This window comes from Achromobacter sp. 46006 (assembly GCF_059761975.1).
In genome coordinates this window covers 30,451-49,889 of the sequence record NZ_JCBANN010000040.1, presented here as the reverse complement: position 1 = coordinate 49,889, position 19,439 = coordinate 30,451, and the positions used below count along the sequence as shown (strand labels likewise).

The 19,439-nt window shown below is 68.2% G+C and carries 16 protein-coding genes; 7 read left to right on the top strand and 9 right to left on the bottom strand.

Features of this window, described 5'->3' with window-relative positions:
* Positions 1-39: 39 nt before the first annotated feature.
* The 3 genes from rsmA to AC6LKG_RS18290 are packed head-to-tail and all read right to left on the bottom strand — an operon-like array spanning position 40 to position 4,796.
* Positions 40-831, bottom strand: coding sequence for a 16S rRNA (adenine(1518)-N(6)/adenine(1519)-N(6))-dimethyltransferase RsmA (gene rsmA, locus AC6LKG_RS18300; protein WP_498166559.1), 792 nt, complete (start codon positions 829-831; stop codon positions 40-42).
* Positions 832-849: 18 nt separating this feature from the next.
* Positions 850-2,406: a peptidylprolyl isomerase gene (locus AC6LKG_RS18295; protein WP_498166556.1), complete on the bottom strand. Its 1,557-nt coding sequence runs from the start codon at positions 2,404-2,406 to the stop codon at positions 850-852.
* A complete protein-coding gene (locus tag AC6LKG_RS18290; RefSeq protein ID WP_498166553.1) occupies positions 2,403-4,796 on the bottom strand; it encodes an LPS-assembly protein LptD in 2,394 nt (797 codons plus the stop codon). The genes AC6LKG_RS18295 and AC6LKG_RS18290 overlap by 4 nt, the downstream gene beginning before the upstream one ends.
* 169 nt (positions 4,797-4,965) lie before the next feature.
* Between AC6LKG_RS18290 and AC6LKG_RS18285 the strand changes: the two genes are divergently transcribed.
* The 6 genes from AC6LKG_RS18285 to AC6LKG_RS18260 all read left to right on the top strand — a co-directional run bounded on the left by AC6LKG_RS18285 (position 4,966) and on the right by AC6LKG_RS18260 (position 9,952).
* Positions 4,966-6,006, top strand: coding sequence for an aminoglycoside phosphotransferase family protein (locus AC6LKG_RS18285; protein ID WP_498166550.1), 1,041 nt, complete (start codon positions 4,966-4,968; stop codon positions 6,004-6,006).
* Positions 6,006-6,692 (top strand): N-acetylmuramate alpha-1-phosphate uridylyltransferase MurU, encoded by a 687-nt coding sequence (murU, locus tag AC6LKG_RS18280; protein ID WP_498166548.1) that lies wholly within the window; start codon positions 6,006-6,008, stop codon positions 6,690-6,692. The genes AC6LKG_RS18285 and murU overlap by 1 nt, the downstream gene beginning before the upstream one ends.
* 158 nt (positions 6,693-6,850) lie before the next feature.
* Complete coding sequence (locus AC6LKG_RS18275; RefSeq protein WP_498166545.1) at positions 6,851-7,549, top strand: DUF6776 family protein; 699 nt, start codon at positions 6,851-6,853, stop codon at positions 7,547-7,549.
* Positions 7,550-7,668: 119 nt separating this feature from the next.
* On the top strand, positions 7,669-9,303 hold the full coding sequence (locus AC6LKG_RS18270) for an FAD-dependent monooxygenase (protein ID WP_498166543.1): 1,635 nt from the start codon (positions 7,669-7,671) through the stop codon (positions 9,301-9,303).
* Positions 9,300-9,521 carry a hypothetical protein gene (locus AC6LKG_RS18265; protein ID WP_498166541.1) on the top strand — a complete coding sequence of 74 codons (222 nt, stop codon included), beginning with the start codon at positions 9,300-9,302 and terminating at the stop codon, positions 9,519-9,521. Before AC6LKG_RS18270 ends, AC6LKG_RS18265 begins: the two co-directional genes overlap by 4 nt.
* Positions 9,518-9,952, top strand: a complete 435-nt coding sequence (locus AC6LKG_RS18260; protein ID WP_498166538.1) for a MarR family winged helix-turn-helix transcriptional regulator — start codon at positions 9,518-9,520, stop codon at positions 9,950-9,952. The genes AC6LKG_RS18265 and AC6LKG_RS18260 overlap by 4 nt, the downstream gene beginning before the upstream one ends.
* Before the next feature lie 21 nt (positions 9,953-9,973).
* On the opposite strand, the gene AC6LKG_RS18255 is transcribed toward AC6LKG_RS18260, so the two are convergent.
* Positions 9,974-10,300, bottom strand: a complete 327-nt coding sequence (locus tag AC6LKG_RS18255) for a 4a-hydroxytetrahydrobiopterin dehydratase (RefSeq protein WP_498166536.1) — start codon at positions 10,298-10,300, stop codon at positions 9,974-9,976.
* 104 nt (positions 10,301-10,404) lie between these two features.
* Entirely contained in the window at positions 10,405-11,052 is a 648-nt protein-coding gene (locus AC6LKG_RS18250) for a YiaD family glycine zipper/OmpA-like lipoprotein (RefSeq protein WP_498166533.1), read from the bottom strand.
* Positions 11,053-11,329: 277 nt separating this feature from the next.
* Here AC6LKG_RS18250 and AC6LKG_RS18245 point away from each other — a divergent pair, with 277 nt between their 5' ends.
* On the top strand, positions 11,330-11,953 hold the full coding sequence (locus tag AC6LKG_RS18245) for an FMN-dependent NADH-azoreductase (protein WP_498166531.1): 624 nt from the start codon (positions 11,330-11,332) through the stop codon (positions 11,951-11,953).
* A gap of 92 nt (positions 11,954-12,045) precedes the next feature.
* Here the strand turns inward: AC6LKG_RS18245 and AC6LKG_RS18240 are convergent, their stop codons facing one another.
* The 4 genes from AC6LKG_RS18240 to AC6LKG_RS18225 are packed head-to-tail and all read right to left on the bottom strand — an operon-like array spanning position 12,046 to position 19,438.
* On the bottom strand, positions 12,046-12,654 hold the full coding sequence (locus AC6LKG_RS18240; RefSeq protein ID WP_498166529.1) for a hypothetical protein: 609 nt from the start codon (positions 12,652-12,654) through the stop codon (positions 12,046-12,048).
* A gap of 12 nt (positions 12,655-12,666) precedes the next feature.
* A complete protein-coding gene (locus tag AC6LKG_RS18235; RefSeq protein ID WP_498166525.1) occupies positions 12,667-15,798 on the bottom strand; it encodes a T6SS effector BTH_I2691 family protein in 3,132 nt (1,043 codons plus the stop codon).
* Positions 15,795-16,742, bottom strand: a complete 948-nt coding sequence (locus tag AC6LKG_RS18230) for a DUF4123 domain-containing protein (protein WP_498166523.1) — start codon at positions 16,740-16,742, stop codon at positions 15,795-15,797. The genes AC6LKG_RS18235 and AC6LKG_RS18230 overlap by 4 nt, the downstream gene beginning before the upstream one ends.
* On the bottom strand, positions 16,739-19,438 hold the full coding sequence (locus tag AC6LKG_RS18225; protein ID WP_498166522.1) for a type VI secretion system Vgr family protein: 2,700 nt from the start codon (positions 19,436-19,438) through the stop codon (positions 16,739-16,741). The genes AC6LKG_RS18230 and AC6LKG_RS18225 overlap by 4 nt, the downstream gene beginning before the upstream one ends.
* Between the last annotated feature and the right edge of the window lies 1 nt (position 19,439).

The following is a 19,439-nucleotide window of genomic DNA, read 5'->3' as shown; positions in this document are numbered from 1 at the left end:
CCGCTCGACGCGGGCTTTTTTCGTGGCGCAGGCGCGGGGTCAGCCGCCCTGCAACACGCCGGCCTCGACCAGGGCGTCCGACAGGCGGATGTAGCGATCCACCGAGATGTCCTCGGCGCGCGCGGTGGGCGCGATGTCCAGCGCCTCCCAGGGCACTTGCTGCGCCCAGTCGGCCAGCACCCGGCGCAGCATCTTGCGGCGCTGCGAGAAGGCGCGCGCCACCACGGTCTCGAAGGCGCGCTCGCTGACCGGGCGCAGGCGCTCGGCCGGCAAGGGCACCATGCGCACGATGGCCGACACCACCTTGGGCGGCGGATCGAACGCTTCGGGCGGCACGTCGAACAGCTTGTGCATGCGATACCGCGCTTGCAGCATCACCGACAGGCGGCTGAAATCGCCGCTGCCCGGCTGCGCGACCATGCGGTCGATCACTTCCCGCTGCAGCATGAAATGCTGGTCGCGGACATGATCGGCCCAGGCCATCAGGTGGAACAGCAGCGGGCTGGAGATGTTGTAGGGCAGGTTGCCCACCACCCGCAACCCGGCGCCGAACTGCGAAAAATCCACCGTCAGCGCGTCGGCCTCGACCACGGTCAGGCGGCCGGCCTCGAACTGCTTGCGCAGGCGCGCCGCCAGATCGCGGTCGATCTCGACCGCGATCAGGTGATCGAGCCGCTCGAGCAACGGCCGCGTCAGCGCCGACAGGCCCGGACCGATCTCGACCACGGTATCGCCACGGGCGGGGTTGACCGCCCGCACGATCGATTCGACCACGCTCTCGTCGGTCAGGAAGTTCTGGCCAAAGCGCTTGCGCGCCTGGTGTTGAGACATGAAAAACCCGGGCTGTAATCAGCGGTTGTTCTGGTTGATACGGTCCTGCTTCTCCAGCCGGTTGTCCACGTACGCTTGGGCACGCAGTTGATCCAGCCAGTCCTCGAAAGCGGGTTGGGCGCGGCGCTCGAACAGGGTCTGGCGAGCTTTCATGCGGGCCAGGTCATCGGTGGCGTCATGCTGACGGCGCGCTTCGACCTGGATCAGGTGCCAGCCAAACGGCGTCTGGATGGGTTGGCTGATCTCGCCCGGCTTGAGCGCGTTCATGGCGGCCTCGAACGGCGGCACGGTTTCGCCGGGGTTGAGCCAGCCCAGGTCGCCGCCCTGCGGCGCGGTTGCGTCCTGCGAGTACTGGCGCGCCATGTCGGCGAACTTGGCATCGCCGGCCACCAGGCGCTGGCGCACCTGCTCCAGGCGCTGGCGGGCCTGCGCATCGCTCATGACGGTGGAGGTCTTGATCAGGATGTGACGCGCATGCGTCTGCATCACTTCCACCGGTCCCTGCTGCGCCTGGGGCTGCGGTTGCGGCTGGGGCGCCTGCGCGGGCACCGGCGCGCGCGCGGTGCGCCCTGGCGCCGGCTGGGCGGTGCCGCGATCCATCACCTTGAGGATGTGGAAACCGTTGCCGCTCTGCAGCAGGCCGCTGACCTGGCCTTTCTGCAGGTTGGCGATGGCCTTGGCGAACAGATCGGGCCAGCCATCCAGTGGACGCACGCCCATGACGCCGCCTTGCAGGGCTTCGGGGCCATCGGAATTGGCGGCGGCCAGGCTGGCGAAGTCATCGCCGCGCTTGACCCGCGCCAGCAAGTCCTCGGCCTTGCGGCGCAACGCGGCCAACTGCTCGGGCGACGACCCTTCCGGCACGCGCACCAGGATCTGGGCAACGGCATAGAGCATCGGGCCGGCCGCGGCGGCCTGCTCGGGCGCGGCCTCGGGCTGCGGTTGCGGTTGGGCGCGCTGGGCCGCGGCGGCGAAGGCCGGGTTGCGGCGCTGGTCCTTGAGGAACGCGTCGACCTCGGCGTCCGAAATGACGATGGTGGAATCCACCGCGCGCTGGCGCAGGCGATCCAGGCGGATCTCATCCTTCAGCGACTTGCGGTAGTTGTCCCAGGTAACGCCGGATTTCTCGATCTCCTGGCGCAGTTGCGCCACGCTGATCTTGTTGCGGCCGGCGATGGTGGTGATGGCCTGGTCGACCTGGGCATCGTCGACGCGGATGCCGAGGCGGTCGGCCTCATGGCGCTGCACGCGCTCCATGATGAGGCGTTGCAGCACCTGGTGCTGCAAGGTCTTGTCGTCGGGCACCTGGATGCCGCGCGCCTTCAGTTCGCCGGCGATGCGCGTCGAGGCGTCGCGCAGCTCGCGCAGGGTGATCACATCCTTGTCGACCACGGCGGCGATGCCGTCGACGAACTGCTCCCCGGCGGGCGCCGGCGCGCCTTTCTGCGCGGCGGGTGCGCTCCTGGCACCCTTGCCGTTCGGCTCCGCCGCATGCGCGGCCGGGAAAGCGGCGCAAATGGCCAGCAAGAGCGCGTTGCCGGCAAAGCGGCGCAAAGAGTGCAACCTACGCATCATTCATACCTTTCAAATGTGGTCCCGGTGGGCACAGGCGGGGTAATGCGCGAGTAACCGGGGATACTTCTGTTCAGCAGGTTCATCGGATCGGTCCCGAGGGAACCCAGTCCGGTCAGTTCCAGCTGGAAGAACAAGGCCGTGTTGGCATCGGTGGCGGACACGGCATAGCGCTGGAACACCATCCGGCCGACCCAGCAGCAGTCGCCCTTGTATTCGAGGCCGGCGATGGCCTGCGTGATGCGGGGCGAGTCGTTGGTGCCGCTGACCGTGCTCGACGGGCCATTGCGCAGCGAATAATCGATACGGCCCACGCCGTACCAGCGCTTGGTGAAGGGCCACTGCACGGCCAGGCTGATCTGGTTCTGGCCCTGCGGCTGGTACTGCACCCCAGCCTGCGGATCGCGCTGGTAACGATAGGCCAGCGCCACGGTCGTCAGGCGCTGCGGCGACCAGCGGCCGCTCAGCAACGCGCGCGACCAGCGATTGTCGTAAGGGTTGTACTGGGCTGCCGCGTCGGTGCTGAAGGTGTCGGTCAACGCGGCGCTGGCGCCCACCAGGAAATCGGAACGCACATTCTCGCGCGGCGTCTCGCCCGGCAGCGTCACCTGCTGGTCGGCGAAATACAGGCGCTGCGCCACCGCCAGCGAGGCGCGCTCGAAGCCGGTCGAGGCGTCGAGCCAACGCGTGGTCAGCGCGGCAGTCAGTTGGTTGGCATTGGAAATACGGTCCCAGCCGCCCGAATAGATGTTTTCCTCGAAGGCCTGCGAGAAGCTGAAGTCGGACAGCGAAGTATCGTAGACCGGGATCTTGGATTGGTCGCGGTACGGAACGCGCAGGTAATACAGGCGCGGCTCCAGGGTCTGGATCGACGACTTGCCGAACAGTGTGGTGTCGCGCTCGAAGATCAGCCCGGCATCCAGCGACATGATGGGCACCGTGCGCGACTGCGAACGCGGGTAGCCGAACGCGGTGCCGGCATTGGCCGTGCCCGAATTCAGGCCGAGCCAGTCGCCGTTGTACCAATTGGTCTGGTACTGGGTGTAGTTGACCCCGGCCTTGGGAATCAGGAACCACCCCGGACGGACGATGGGGTAAGACACCGTCGGATAGGTCTGGAAGCGGTCGCCATTGGGACCATTGCGATTGCCCAGGAACAGCGGCTTGCTGAAACGCACCGCCGTCGAGGTCCAGTCCACATCGAAACCGCCCCAGTCGTAGCGGGCGCCGCGCAGGTACAGTTCGGGCTGCTTGTCGTAGGGCGGCGTCAGCAGCGCGTCCGGATCCTGCAGCGTCTGGTACTTGTACACCTGCGCATAGGCGCTCCAGTAGGTCGACGACCAGCCCACCCTCGCCCGCTGCGGCAGATAGGTGGTGGATGCCTGGTTCAGGCCCAATTGGGAGATGTCGCGGAAGTAATCGTTGTCCGAGACCTTGGCCACGTCCCAATCGGCATAGAAGCCGTTGCCGAACAACTGCTGGTGGCGCCACCAGTACATCCAGCGGTCCTGGCCAGTGACGTTGTCGTTCGGCAGATAGGCACCGTAGATGCTGCCGGCATAGCTCGATCCCAGGTAGCGGAACTCACCGCCCAGTTGCAGGCCGCGCTTGGAAAAGTAGCGAGGCTGCAGGGTCGCGTCGTAATTCGGCGCAATGTTCAGGTAGTAAGGTATCGAGAAATCGAACCCGCCCTTGCTGGTGGTGCCGTAGGTCGGCATCAGGAAACCCGACTTGCGCTCTTTCTTGACCGGGAAGGTCATGTAGGGCGAGGCCAGGATCGGCACGTCCTTGAAATACAACACGCCGTTGCGGGCCACCCCTTCGTTTTCGTCGAAGTCGATGTCGACCGTTTTGGCCTTGATGTACCAGGACGGCGTCTCGCACGAGCAGCCGCTGTACGTGACGGTGTGCAGCCGCATCTGCGACTTGCTGAAGATGTCGGCCTTTTCGGCCACGGCGAAGCCGCCGGTGGCGCCCAGCCAGAAGCTCGGCTTCTCGACTTCGCCGGAATACTTGTCGACGTTGAACTTGGCGTTCGGCCCGGTGACCAGGGTGCCGTCGCGCATCATGCGCGCATTGCCCTGCACGTCGACCTCGCCGGTGTCCTTGCGGTAATTGATGCGGTCGCCCTTGATCACGCCGTCGATACGGCGCACCTGGGCCGCGCCGGTCAGGGTCAGGTCGGAATCCGGATCACCCTCGATGGTGTCCGCTTCCATATAGGCGGGGATGTTGCCGTCCGGCAGGCGGTGCATCCGCAGGCCGGGAGACGTGCGCAGCTCGGGGGCCGCGGTGATCGACGTCGACGAGGGAGCCGAACCCTGGCTGCCCTGGGCCTGAACGGCCCCGGCGACGCTGATAGCAGATAGGATCAACCACCGAACCTTGCGCACGAGTGAAAACAGCCCTTTTTTGACGATGGGGGAACCAGGCAAAGGCGCCTGGAAAGGGCCAATGCTAACGGAAACGAGCCGGTATTATAGAGAAGCCGCGCCCAACGCCCAGCCTTATGTGCGCGTGCCCCATTTTTCCGCAATATTGCTCTTCTGACACGGATCTTCCTTGAAAAACGATCACGACCCCCGCCTGGAGCAGATCCGCGCCTGGCTGCAAGGCTTGCCCGCGGCCCTGGGCCTGGCGCTGGACACGCTGCGCCCCGCGTCCGCCGATGCCAGTTTCCGCCGCTATTTCCGCCTGGACGCCGCCGGCCGCACCCTGATTGTGATGGACGCCCCGCCGCAACATGAGGACTGCCGTCCCTTCCTGCATGTGGGCCAGTTGCTGCGCGACGCCGGCCTGAACGTGCCCGCCGTCATCGAGCAGGACCTGGGCCAGGGGCTGCTGCTGCTGTCGGACCTGGGCGAGCAGACCTACTACCAGCGCATCCAGGACGGCGTGGACGATGCCCGCCTGCAATCGATGTACCGCGACGCCCTGGCGGCGCTGGTGCGCCTGCAGCAGGCCCGCACCACCGGCCTGGCCACCTATGACACCTCGCGGCTGGCCGAAGAGCTCAAGCTGTTCCCCGAGTGGTACGTGCAAAAGCATCACGGCGCCACGATCGACGACAAGACCGCGCAGGCCCTGGAGAAGATCTTCGCCCTGCTGTCGGCCAGCAATGGCGGCCAGCCCACCGTGCTGGTCCACCGCGACTACCATTCGCCCAACCTGATGGTCTGCGACCAGCCGCAGTATGGCCCCAACCCCGGGGTGATCGACTTCCAGGATGCCCTGGCCGGCCCCATCACCTACGACCTGGCTTCGCTGGTTACCGATGCCCGCACCACCTGGGAAGAGCCGCAGCAGCTTGACTGGGCCATCCGCTACTGGGAAATGGCGCGCGCGGCCGGCCTGCCGGTCGACGCCGACTTCGCCGAGTTCCACCGCGCCTACGAATGGATGGGCCTGCAGCGCAATCTGCGGATCCTGGGCGTGTTCGCGCGCCTGAACCACCGCGACGGCAAGGCCCACTACCTGGCCCACATGCCACGGGTGAATGCCTACGTGCGCCAGGTGGCGCAGCGCTACGGCGTCTTCACGCCCTTGCTGCGCCTGCTGGACAAGCTCGACGACCGCCAGGTCAGCGTCGGATACACCTTCTGATGCGCGCCATGATCCTCGCCGCCGGCCGCGGCGAACGCATGCGCCCGCTGACCGACCGCCTGCCCAAGCCGCTGCTGCCGGTGGGCGGCAAGCCGCTGATCGCCTGGCATCTCGAACGGCTGGCCGCGGCCGGCTTCCAGGAGGTGGTCATCAACCATGCCTGGCTCGGCCACGAGATCGAACGCGCCCTGGGCGACGGCTCCGCCTTCGGCCTGCGGCTGCGCTATTCCGCCGAAGGCACGGCCCTGGAAACCGCCGGCGGCATCGCCCAGGCCCTGCCGCAGCTCGGTCAGGCCCCCTTCCTGGTGATCAACGGCGACGTCTGGTGCGACTGGGATCCGGCCGCCGCCAGCCAGGAGGCGGCGCGGCTGCCCGCCGGCGGCGCCTGGCTGCTGCTGGTCGACAATCCGCCTCAGCACCCGGCGGGCGATTTCACCCTGCACCGCGACGGCCGGGTCGACGCCGACGGCGAGCCGCGTTTGACCTTCTCCGGCATCGGCGTCTACCATCCCATGCTATTCGCGGGCGTGGCCCGCGGCACGGCCGCCCGGCTGGCGCCGCTGTTGCGGCAGGCCATGCAACAGAACCGCGTGCGCGGCGCGCGCCACACCGGCCGCTGGGTCGATGTCGGCACCCCCCAGCGGCTCGCCGACCTCGATGCCGAACTGGGTTCCGGCCTGGCCTGAGGCCGGGCCGATGCCCACATATTTCACAATATCAAGGTGCGCAACCAGGCTTGTCCGCGCGCCCAACGCGCCCGGTTAACCGGGTATTCTCAGACGCTTTGGCCAGTGCGCGCGGCGCGCGGCCAGGCAATACCAAAGGACGTTTTCTAGGAATGGGGATGTTTGGCAGATCACAACGGGCCGTATTCAAGCCCTCCGTATACCAACCGGGCCAACGTACGCGCCGCATGCCGCGCTGGCTCGTCCTGCTGCTGGTGGGCATCGCCCTGGGCGCGGGGGGCGTGCTCTTCCTGCAGACCAACTACGGCCCGCAACGGCTGACCGTGGAGCAATCCGAACAACTGCACACCGAACTGAGCGCCTCCAAGCTGGAGAACCAGCGCCTGCAGAGCCAGCTCGAAGAGGCGACCCAGCAGCGCGACGCCAACAAGGCCGGCCATGAAAAACTCACCGCCGACCTGGCGGACGCCCGCGCCAAGCTGGAAACCCTGAACAAGGAACTGGTGCTGTTCCAGGACGCCATGCCGCCCGACCCCCGCGGCGGCAACCTGGGCATCCGTTCGGCCACCTTCAAGCGCCAGCCGGGCCTGCTCGATTACCAGGTGCTGGTCATGCGCGAAGACCGCAGCGCGCCGGCCTTCAAGGGCACCCTCACCTTCGCGATCGAAGGCAGCTACTCCAATGGCCGCGCCGCCACCGTCACGCCGGACGGCCCGGCCCTCGATGTCGACCGCTACGATTACGCCCTGGGCCAACTCAAGCTTCCCGATGGCTTCACCCCAAGAGTGGTGGTGCTGCGCGTCATGGACGGCAATCAGAAGCAGCAAGCCATGCGCATCTACAACGTGCGCAACTGAGCGGCGCCGCCGCCCGAAGACCCGCCGGCATCGGCGGGTTTTTTTTGTCTTCGCGAAATGGTTGCGCACACAACCAACAGGGCGATATAGTTGCGTAAACAACCAATCCCGGAGACAGCATGACACCGCCTTCCCGCGTGCCCGTCCTGATAGTCGGCGGCGGTCCGGTCGGGCTCACCCTGGCCGCGCTGCTGGCACGCTACGGCATTGCCTCGCTCACGCTGGAGGCCGACGACGGCTATTGCAGCGGCAGCCGCGCCATCTGCATCTCGCGCCGCTCGCAGGAAATCCTGGCCTGGACCGGCGCCGACGCGGCGCTCACCGCCACCGGCCTGCCCTGGACCGGCGGCCGCAGTTACTACCGAGACCGCGAAGTGCTGCGCTTCGACATGCCGCACGATCCGCTCCAGCGCTTCGCCCCCATGGTCAATATCCAGCAGTACTTCGTCGAGGAATACGCCCACCAGGCCATGCTGCGCCAACCGGGCCAGGCGGCGCTGCAATGGTCCGCCCGCGCGGTCGCGGTGACACCGCAGGCGGATGGCGCGCGGGTCGAGGCGGAGATCGACGGACAGCGCCACGCTATCCAGGCCGACTGGCTGGTGGCCTGCGATGGCGGCCGCAGCAGTGTGCGCGAGGCGCTGGGCCTGAAGCTCGAAGGCATGCAGTACGAAGGCCGCTACGTCATCGTCGATATCGAGCAGGCCTCCAGTCGCCCGGTCGAACGGCTGGCCTGGTTCGACCCGCCTTCCAACCCCGGCTCGACCCTGCTGATGCATCGTCAGCCCGGCAATGTGTGGCGGGTCGACTACCAGATCCGCGACGACGAGGACGCGGCCGAGGCCGTCAAACCCGAAAACGTGCTGCCGCGGGTGCAGAGCCATCTGGACATGATCGGCGAGACGGCGCCCTGGAAGCCGTTGTGGATCTCGCTGTACAGCGCCAAGTGCCTGACGCTGGAACGCTACCGCCACGGGCGGGTGCTGTTCGCCGGCGACGCCGCCCACCTGGTGCCGATCTTCGGCGTGCGCGGCCTGAACTCGGGACTGGATGACGCCGGCAACCTGGCATGGAAACTTGCCTGGGTGCTGCGCGGGCAAGCGCGGCCCGGGCTGCTCGACAGCTACAGCGACGAGCGCGTCCACGCCACCCGCCAGAACCTGGCCTACGGCGCCAAAAGCACCGAATTCATGGCGCCGCCGGATTACGGCTTCGGCCTGATGCGCGAAGCCGCCTTGCGGCTGGCGCTGACGGACGAGCGCGTGCGCCCGCTGATCAATCCGCGCCAATCGGCGCCTATCGCCTACGACGGATCGCCCTTGAACCTGGCCGATGGCGCGCCGGGCCAGTCCGCCGGCGCCGCTCCCGGCCAGCCGGCGCCCGACCTGCTGCTGGCCGACGCCGACGCGGCCCCGTGCTATCTCAGCGCCTGCTTCGGCCGGGGCTTCGTGCTGCTGGCCAGCGCGCCCGGCGCCGCGCAGGCCCAATGCCTGCAGGCGCTTGCCGACGCCACCCTGACCGCGCCGGAACCGCTGCGGCTGCTGCCCGTCGGTGGCGCGGCGCCCCACGCCTGGGAGGATCCCCACGGCCATCTGCGCGACCGCTTCGGCGCGCGGCCCGGCAGCGTATACCTGCTGCGCCCCGATGGCTACGTGCTGGGCCGCTGGGACCAGCCCGACGAATTCGTCCTGCGCGCCGCCCTGGCGCCCTATTACCCGATGATCCTTGCCACTGTGCCGGAGCCCCACGCATGAGCAACGATGAACTGGATCAGGTCTATACCCGCATGGCGCAGGCCCTGACGCGCATCGGTCCGGCCCAGGCGCCGCTGTTCCTGTCGATCCTGGGCCTGGCCGCGCTGGCGCGGCTGCCGGATGCCGCGACCGCCAGCGCCCTGCTGGCACAGGCCGAAGCGGCCAGCGCCGCCCCTGTGGCACACTACCCCGCCCCCACCGCCGACCACCCGACGTGACTTCGCCCGCCCTCGAACGCTTCCTGACCTACCGCCTGCACACGATCAACAAGATCACGGATCGGGACACCAATCGCGCCTATCTGCGGGACTGCGGCATCCCGCTGGGCGAAGCGCGCTGCCTGGCCGCCATCGGCCGCTATGCGCCCCTGTCGGTCAACGATCTGGCCCTGGCGGCCAACCTGAACAAAGGCCAGGCCAGCCGCTCGGCGCAGGCGCTGGTCGAGCGCGGGCTGATAGAAAAAAAGGAGTCGGCCGCCGACGGCCGCGGCGTCGTGCTGTCGCCCACCGCCGCCGGCCAGGCGCAGTACCGGCGCATCATGGACCTGATCGCGCGCCGCAATGAGGAAATCTTCGCTTGCCTGAGCGCTGACGAGCAGCGCCAGCTGGGCGACATGCTCGACCGCCTGATCGCCCATCAGCGGGGCTGACCGGCTCCCCACGGCGTCCAGCTAGCCCGCCGCCTTCGGCGCGGTGGCGCCGAGTTGCGCCGCCACTTCGTCCATGAACTGCGCCATGCGCACGTCCAGTTCGGTCACCCCGCCGGCATCATGCGTGGTCAGCATCACGTCGACCCGGTTGTAGACATTGGTCCATTCGGGATGGTGGTTCAGCTTCTCGGCGAACATCGCCACCCGCGCCATGAAGCCGAACGCGGCGTTGAAATTGGCGAAGCGAAAGCGCTTTTCGATGGCATCGCGCATGGCGACGGCCTGCCAGCCCGGCAGGGCCGCCAGCGCAATGTCGGTACCGATGCGCGCTGGGGGAAACATACTCATGACGAACTCCAGGAAAGGCCCGCGGCGCACGCCGCCAGGGCGGGGCGGGCCAGTGGCCAACCGGCGCGCAGAATGCGCGCGGCCGCCATGACGGGCTCCGGCCGCTACTGCCTGACCGCGTACAGGTAGATCTCGACGCGGCGGTTGAGCGCGCGGCCCTCGGCGGTGGCATTGTCGCCGATCGGATCGCTTGGCCCGCGCCCTTCGACGGACAGGCGCGTCGCCGCCACGCCCTGCTTGGCCAGGTAGTCGGTGACGCTGCGCGCGCGGTTCACCGACAGCGTCTGGTTGTGCGCCAGTGCGCCCGTGCTGTCGGTATGCCCCACCACCTTGGCGCGCAGCTCGGGATGCTGGTTGAGCGCGCGCGCCACGCTGTCCAGCACCGGCAACAGCGCCGGCTTGAGCGCGGTCTTGTCGGTGTCGAAGGACACATTGCTGGGGATGTTGACCTTCAGGCTGCCATCCGGCATTTCGACCACGTCAATACCCAGCGAAGTCGCTCCCGATCGCTGCACGTCGTCCTTCACCACCTTCCAGTTGTAGCCGATCAGGCCGCCGGCCACCGCGCCGATGCCAGCCCCCACGGCGGCGCCCGTGCCATGGCCGATCAGGGCGCCGATGCCGGCCCCCACTGCCGCCCCCGCACCCGTCCCCACCGCGGTATTGGTCTGTTGCTGGGTGGCGCACCCCGCCACCAGGGCTCCTGCAGCCGCGACTACAACGATACGCTTGAGCATGGTTCTCGAGTACATGACAACCTCCACGATCCTGTCGGTGCGCCGGCACCATGCCGGCGGAATCATGTTACGCCCTGGGCCGCCCGCCATGTCAGCCGGACGCGCGCAACAGTTTGTACCAGCCGGCCGGCAATCCGCCGCCTCCAAGCCGGGGCCGTTTATTTGCATTTGCAATTACATCGCCTGCCGATACAATCTGCCAACCGTACGATTGCAATTGCAATTAAATAGTCCCGGACTTTCGCGCGGCGCCGTCGAAAGCCCCCCGTACCGCACCACAGGAACCTGCAACATGCGTCTTTTGCACATCGTGTCTTCGCCCCGCGGCCCCCGCTCGGCCTCGTTCGCCATCACCAATGCCTTTCTCCAGGCCTATGCCAAGGCCTGCCCGGCCCTGGAGGTCGACACCCTGGACCTTTGGCGGGCCGACTTGCCCGAATTCGACGCCCGCGCCATCGGCGCCAAGTACAAGGCCGTCGCCAACCTGCCGCTGGACGACGCCGAAGCCGCCGCCTGGACGCGGATCACCGACCTGGCCCGGCGCTTCCAGCAGGCGGACCGGATCGTGGTCGGCGTACCGATGTGGAATTTCGGCCTGCCCTACAAGCTCAAGCAACTCATCGACCTGGTCAGCCAGCGCGGCCTGTTGTTCAGCTTCGACGGACAGGACTATGGCCCGTTGCTCCGGATTCCGCGCGCGCTGGTGGTCCACGTACGCGGCCAGAGCCACGATCCGGCCGCCGCCCCGGCCAACCCCGGCTTTGCGCACCAGGCCGACTATCTCGATTTCTGGCTCGGATTCATCGGCGTCCAGGAGGTTCGCCGGGTCATGGTGGAACACACCTGGGACGGGCGGGCCGTCCAGGCCATCGAACAGGCCAAGGCCCGCGCCGTTGCACTGGCGCGGGATTTCTAGCGCCCGCGGTTACATCCGCGCGCTCACAACCGGCCGGGCCGATTTCGGCCAATCCTGTTGTTGCGGCGCCGCGGTCGGCGCCCCCGCGCGCGTCAGCCGCGCCTGCCGAACAGCAGCGCCAACCCGAACAGCGCCCCCAGCCCGCCGACGGCGGCCAGCGATAGCGACGGCTCGCGCAGGTTCAGCGCCATGACCGCGGCCGCCGCCCCCACCGCGGTGATGCACAGGCCCACCAGGCGTCCGCCCGTGGAGCCATAGAAATGCGTGCGCCGCGCCGCCGCGGTGCCGGCCGGCTGGCGCTTCTGCCATGCCGCCAAGGCCTGCTCGAACTCGCGCAGCAGGCGTTCGCGGCTGGGCAGGTCCGCCGCGCTGACCAGCAGCGTCGGCAGGCCGGGACGGACCAGCTTCAGATAATCGTCCGTGCCCCAACTGGACAGATCGGCGAAGGCGACCGGTGCGCGGCGCGAAAACTCCAGCCCCTCGGCCGTCACCCTGACGGCGTTGCGCGTGGGAAAGCCCCTGAACGCCACCAACGGCGGCACCAGCAAGCCCAGCGCCGCCAGCGTAGCCGCCAGGCCGAGCGGCCCGCGGTTGAACACCACCAGCATGAAACTGCCCACCGCCAGGGCGAACGCCAGCGGCACCGACAACTGGTGCCATCGGGTATAGACCGATGCCTGGATCCCTCCGTTGCTATTCATGCTTGAACCTTGTCAGTCATTCGCTTTCACGAGGTTTGAGCCATTGCCCGCCGTCGGCACCGAACGGATGTCGGGCATGCGATCTGGGTCGGGCCAGAATTCCACCTTGATGATCGCTTCCTGGAAGATATCGTCATCGACCAGCACTTCGGTGCGCAGGATCGCGCAGCCGTTGCTCACATGAAACTGTACAGACTCCTCCCAAGGCTTGGCCGTGAACTCGATCGACTGGCTGCGATCCTTACGTATCCAGCGCCAGGCATCCGCCCACCCCGGGCGGGAGCTCATGTTGTCGACGTATTTGTCGATACGATCGAACGTGGTCTCCTCAGACGGCAGGCTCTCTACCATCTGCGCATTGGACGGGCCGCGCGGCTGCAACTCCGGATCCGCCGAATGCAGCGACCCCTTGCTTGACACCACCGCGCTGCCGCGCTGCCCGACCAGTTTGAGGCTATACGCATAGTCGCTGTGTTCAGAATAGCCCGGCATGACAACTTCCAGCACCAGGCGATCCCGGCCGAAGATCTCTCCATCCCAGAGCCCCTTCCAGTCCAGCGTCACGCGCACTCCGAACACGGCCCGGTTGAACGCATCCAGTTCCTCTTCCCGCGATGCGTAAAGCGTGCGGTCTTCCACATCCGCAAACTCCCCGGAGCGCATGCAGCAGCGCGTGAACCAGATCTCCAGCTCGCTGTCCTTGGCGCTGTCGCCCCAGAATTTGAAGTACAGCCCGGCCGCCAGCAGGCAAAGGCCCAGCGCTATCCAGCCCCATACGGGAATCCCCAGCAACACGGTGCCGCCGCTGGTCAGGCCAACCATGGCGCCGCCAAAGCCTCCCGCGCCCGCCACCACGCCGGCCGTGCTGAAAGCCCCGCCAAGCGAAATCAGGGACGCGGCGACACCGGTGAGCCCGGACAGCAACAGGAACACGGACGAGGTCGCATAGGCGCCGCCCGCCTCGTAGTTCTTTACATCGTATTGATCGATGGCGCTGAGCGCGTTGTTGGCCCCGTCGACAAAGGTGGCCGCCGCCGCGAACACCGCGCCCGCCGTGCGCACAGCCGTCAGGCGCATGTTCAGCGTCAGATTCATGGTGAAGGCCGTATTGCTGGCCACGCGCGCGCCGATCCCGCCCGCCGTCACTTCGATCGCCACGCTGCCCACGCCCAGCACCCCCGAGGTGATGCCGAACCAGGCCTTGCGCGCGGCCTTGGCGTCGTGGATGACTTGCGCCTCGCGCAGATCCGTGACCGACGAATAGAGCGCCACCAGCGTCAACACGCCCGTCGCGCCGGCATTGGCCCCGTCCTTGCTCTTGGCCCACTTGACCAGGCCCGCCAGCGGCGACATGGTGGGCGCGGGCAGGGCCAGCACCGGGGTTGGCGCCGGCAACGACAAATGCGGCGAGCCACCGCCAGGCCGAGGACGCGCCGTGGGCGCCGCGTTCAATTGCGCGTCGACTTCCTCGGGAATGATGTAGTTGAGCGTGACCGGCGTGGAGCGCTCCGCCTGGGTGCCTACCCAGCCGGACTGCATCTGCGTGCTCGCAGAGATGCCGCCCCCGCCCACGGTCAACGATACCTGCTTCGGCTCCCAGACGATCTGGTGCATGTCCGCGATCATCCGGGGCAGCGTGGTGGTGTGCGTGCGCACGGCCACCACGATGTTCATGCGCGCCGACATCGTCAGCGTGACGCGCGCCGCGACGCGTTCGGCGATGGGATCGCCCGACAAGGTCAGCCGCAGCAATTGCGTCGCCATGAAACGGCCGATCGCCGCGCCCGCCGCCCGCATCGGCGGCAGTTGGCCCTTGGCCGCCCGCGCCTTGAGCCAATCGTTGTAGTTCTTGACCATCCTGCGGACGTTGGCGACCTGCTTGGAAATGACCTTGCCTTTGGCCTCGCGGTCCAGGAAGCCCAGCAGCTCACCGTCGTTCGCCGCCAGCGCGCGCCAGATCGCCGCATAGGTGCTGTCGCTGTCTTCGTCCTTCAACGAATCGTCGATGGCCTTGTGCTCGCTTTCGACCGCGCCCGCGCCATCCACGCACAGCGCCATGTCTTCTTCCAGCCGCTCACCGGCGGCCGCGTCCTTGGGGGAGTAGGCCTTGAGCGCCAGCCAGAACGTATCGCGGCCATACCACCACGCCCAGTCCTTGCCCGCCGCCTCGATCTTCTCGCGCATGCGGGCGATGGCGGCCTTGTTGTCGCTGAGCGTCTTGGCCACCTTGCCGGTGTCGACCCGTTCGCGCAGGCGCCGGATCTCGTCGCCGCTGGAGCCCATCTGCTTTTGCAGGCCATCGATGATCTGCGCCACGCCCACTTCGCGCAGGCGTGTCGGGTCGAGATGGTGCTCGGCCAGTTCGCCCATGCATTTGTTGCGCCAGGTCGACACATCCGCCAGCACGCCCACGGGATCGCGCAACGCCAGCACCACGCCGCCCTTGGGCGTCATCTGCCGCATCTTGGCCGCAACCGCCGCGCCCTGCCCGCCAAATACGCTTACGGCCGGCGCCAGGGTGTTGGCGAACAGGGTGGCGGCCCCCGCCGCATCGCGGAACTCGATCGCGTGGCTGGCCAGGTTGGCGCCGTCTTCGGCCACGCGATAGCCGGTCTCGGGCTTGGGATGCCCCCCCGCCCACACCGCCTTGGCGTCCAGCTCCACCATGATCTTCTTGCGCCAGCGCTCGTTGCGCGTCAGGTCGCGGCGGATATCGCGCGTCCACCAGACGCGCGAATAGCCCACCCACACGGTGCGCGATGCGTTGGCGGGCGCTTCGACATTGATCAGCGTGGATTCCAGGCCGTGCCCTTCCCGCGTGCAGGTGAATGTCGGCTGCTCGGACGGGCGGTTATCGTCGTCGACCGGCACCTCTTTCATCTGGCCCGTGGCCGTCGCCGCGAACGCGCGCCAGCCATAGCTGCGGCGCGGGTCCCAGATATACACGTACCCGGCCGTGATCGCGCGCAGCATATACGCGCCCTGGCGCATGGTCTCGTAATACAGCTCCGGGTCCATGTACACGCCGTCGGGCAGGTCGTTCTTGCCGCCCGGCACGTACGCGATCCGCATCGGCAGGATGGGCAGCCCCGGCCGGCCGCAGAACTTGCCCTTGCAGGGCAGCGCGTCGTAGTCAGTCGTCATGCTTGCAGCTCCTCCCGTGCCCGCGCCTCTTGCGCGAACACCCGCCAATCCTCGTCGTCCATGTCTTCGGCGGCGCGGTAGAGGCGGCCGCCTTCCTCGCGCACTTCGCGCAACAGGGCCTCGAACGAAGGCGCGCGCTCCAGCGGCGCTGCCAGGCGCACGCGCCAGGCGGCGAACAGCGCCACGTCCTCGTCATCGTCGATGCCACAGCCGGCGCCCGCATCCAGCGCGCGCCGCACCGCCTCCAGCGCTGGCGAGCCATAGCGCAGGCCGTCCGCGTTCAACCGTTGCAGCACCGCGTTGACGCGGCCCAGCCGCGCCAGGCGCGGCCAGTCGGGCGTGACGGTCTGCATCGGGCCGGGCGTATCCGGCAGCGCCTGCCACTGGCCGAACCCGTCCAGGCTCATCCAAGTCGCGCCCGGTATCCATGAGCCCGGCGCCGCGCCGGCGTACAGTTCGGCCTGGAATTGCGTGGTGCGCGGATCCCAGAAACGCAGGATGCGCACGCGCCCCTGCGCATCGCGCAGGCGCGCCCGCTGAATCAGGCGCTGCGCGACTTCCGCCAGCGGCAGATCCGTCGCCAGCCAGGCCGACATCGAGCGCGCCCGCCTGGCGGCCGGCGCCGGACGCACGGCTTCATCCACGGCCAGCCGCAGGCTGGCGTTGACCAGGCGCTCGTGGCGCTCTTCATCCGGCACTTCGGCCAGGTACAGGGGCGGCGCGGTCGCGCCCTGCGAAATCAGGTCGACTGCGCGGCGCGCCAGGCCGGCCGATTCAATCGCCCCGGCCAGCGGATCGGCCAGGGTCGAATCACACAGCAGCAGCACGCGTCGGCTGGCGCGTGCGTCCAGCACCGCGCGCAGGCCCGCGATGGCGCGCTCGACGCAGGCTTCGGCGCCGGCCGTCCAGTAATCGGGGTGGCGTTGCGTCACGTCCATCGTCATGCCGCCAACGCGCCGCTGCCGGCCGCGTCTTCGAGCGCCGCGGCGCAGCCTTCCAGATCGCCCTGCGGCGGCTGCGCCGGCCCGGCGCCGCTCTGCGGCCCAACCCAGTTGTGCACACCCGCCTTCAGTTCCACCTTGCCAGGCGCATGCAGTTGAATGCCACCCCCCTCGATACGCATATACGCGCCGGCGGCGGTGGCCAGGACCTTGCGGGCCGCGTTCACGTCCACCGCCCCCTGCGCCGACACCAGCGTCACCGCCTTCTCCGCCGCCAGTCGCATGCGCGCCTTATGGCTGTGCAGCCGCAACTTCCCACCCGCCGCATGCAGCCGGATGCCTTGCTCGTCCACCGCCCGGCCGTCGCCGCCCAGGCCCTTGGTGAACAGCACCACCCCTTGCGCCACGCACATCGACAGGTGCGCACCGGCGGCCCAATTCACGTCCGGAGCCACCTGGCACAAGGTTGCCCCGGCCACCGTGTAGGCATTGCGCGGCGTGTACTGGCCGATCCCCTTGGGCGCGCTTACCTGGATGTGCGGCACGGTGTAGGCGGGCACACGGGTCTGCGCCTCGGCCTGCGAACCTTCGAGAATCCCGCGCACCGCGTCCAGTTCATTCAGGGCGCGCGGCTTGTCCGCGTCGCCGGGAAGCCCCGCTTGCTGACGGCCGGCGCTGGCGGACAATTCGCCGGCTTGTCCGATGGCGCTTTCCATCAGCTTGATGGCCTCTTCGCTGTCCAGCAGGCCGCCGGCCGCGTCCTCGCGCTTGTCGGCGCTGATCAGCAGGCCGGCTCCGGCCCGCAACGCCAGCGCCTCGCTGGTGGCGAGCTCGGCGCCATGGCCCAGATCCGACAGCCGTTCGTTGTCGCGCTGCTGCTTCAGGTGTCCCAGATTCAACCGCGCCTCGGCCTGCGAGGTGGATGCCGTCAACCTCGCTTGCCCCGGCGTATCGTCCTGCACCAACTGGTTGTAGCCGCCCATGCCCTGCCCGCTCGCGGCCAGCGCCTGGGTCTTGAAGCCCGACATCACCACGTTGTGCGCATGCCCCGCCTCGCTGCCCGCGAACCAGGCCGGGGCGTTGCCGGTGGCCTTGGCCGCGCCGCCCTGCACCTGATTGTTGGCGGCGTTGTCGGCGCCTGCGCCGTTATACAGCGCGCCCACCACGACAGGCCGGTCGATATCGCCATGCAGGAACTGCACCAGCACTTCCTGCCCCAGTCGAGGCACGAAATGTCCGCCCCAGTCCGATCCGGCCACCGGCTCGGCCACGCGCACCCAGGTCCCCAGGGCCTCGCTGGCCGGCGCATTGTCGTCGCCGGCCGGATGGCCCTGGCGGTTGCTCGACGCGCTGCCGCGCTGCCAATGGAACTGGATCTTGATGCGATGGTCGCGATCGGTATGCACAGGATCGCCGGCGCCCACCACCAGCGCGGTCTGCGCGCCATGAACGGTGGGGCGTGGATGCAGCCGCGCGCCGTAGCCGTCGCGCGTGGCGGGCCGGTATTCGAGCGTGGCGGCAATGGCCTCGAAGCGATTGCGGTAGAAGTCCGTCCCGCCGTCGCCGGCACCGCCCGCCGCTCCCAGGGCCTGCGCCACGGCCCGGCCCAGGCTTTCGTCGAAATTGTTGCGGGCCTCGTGGCCAATGCCGATCACCACGAACTCCGCGCCCGCGTCTTGCGACGGCCCCCAGTGCCCCGTCAGGGTGAAGCGCTGCCCCGGCGCCAGGGTCCGCGCGGTGCCCTCGCCTTCATAGCGCGACTGGCGCACGCGTTGCGCCGCCAGCGCGTTGTGCGCCAGTCGCTCGCCTTGCGCGCCATCCTCGAACAGATACTGTCCGGGGTAATCCGAGTCGACCAGCTCCATCGCATTGGCGAACGTGTCCTCGACCTGGGCGCTGGCCTGGCGCGCCTGCCTGGCGCGGTAGTCCCAGGTGGCCAGGCGCACGCCGTTGGTGCGCCACGCGCGGCCCTGGCGCCAGGCCTGGATCGAGTCCTGCGCCTCGGTGGCGTCGGCGCGCTGGAACGGAATGCTGTCCTGCGGACCCGCGGCGAATGCGCCGTTATGGTCCGCGATGACCAGGGTATGGGTGCCGGGGCCGTCCTCGCTGCCCTCGTGCTCGACCCAATAGAACAGCCCTTCTTCGGCCAGCAGCCGCTCCACGAAGGCGTAGTCGGTTTCGCGGTACTGGATCGTCAGGCTGCGCTTGGCATAGGCTTCGCGATCCTTCACTTCCCAGCGCCATTGGGGCGCCAGCGCCCCCTGGCCCTGGTAGTCGCCAAACACGCTGTCGACGATGTCGATCACTGACATATCCTGGAACGCATAGCTGTCGCGACGCTGGCGCAGCAGTGCCAGCCATGGTTCGATGCGCAGGCGGTAACGGGCAAAGCCGCCATTGGCGCCTTCGAAGCGCGCCTCGGTCACCAGCCCGCACCAGACGCGGTGTTCATCACGTCCCAGCGCCGTCTGCAGCTTCACCTGCGCGGCCTGGCCGATCAGCGACTTCAGTGGAATGTGCGCATCGTCGGACAGGGCGTCCAGGTGCAGCACGAAACCACCGTCGCTAAGCTGTTCCGTGCCATGCAGCCGCTCCGCCAGCAATCTGTCCGGCCCCAGCGGCGTGGCCAGGTCCAGCAGGCGGTCGGCCTGGGTGAAGCCTGCGCCCAACAGGCTGGCGGCGGCGGATTCAAGAGCCATG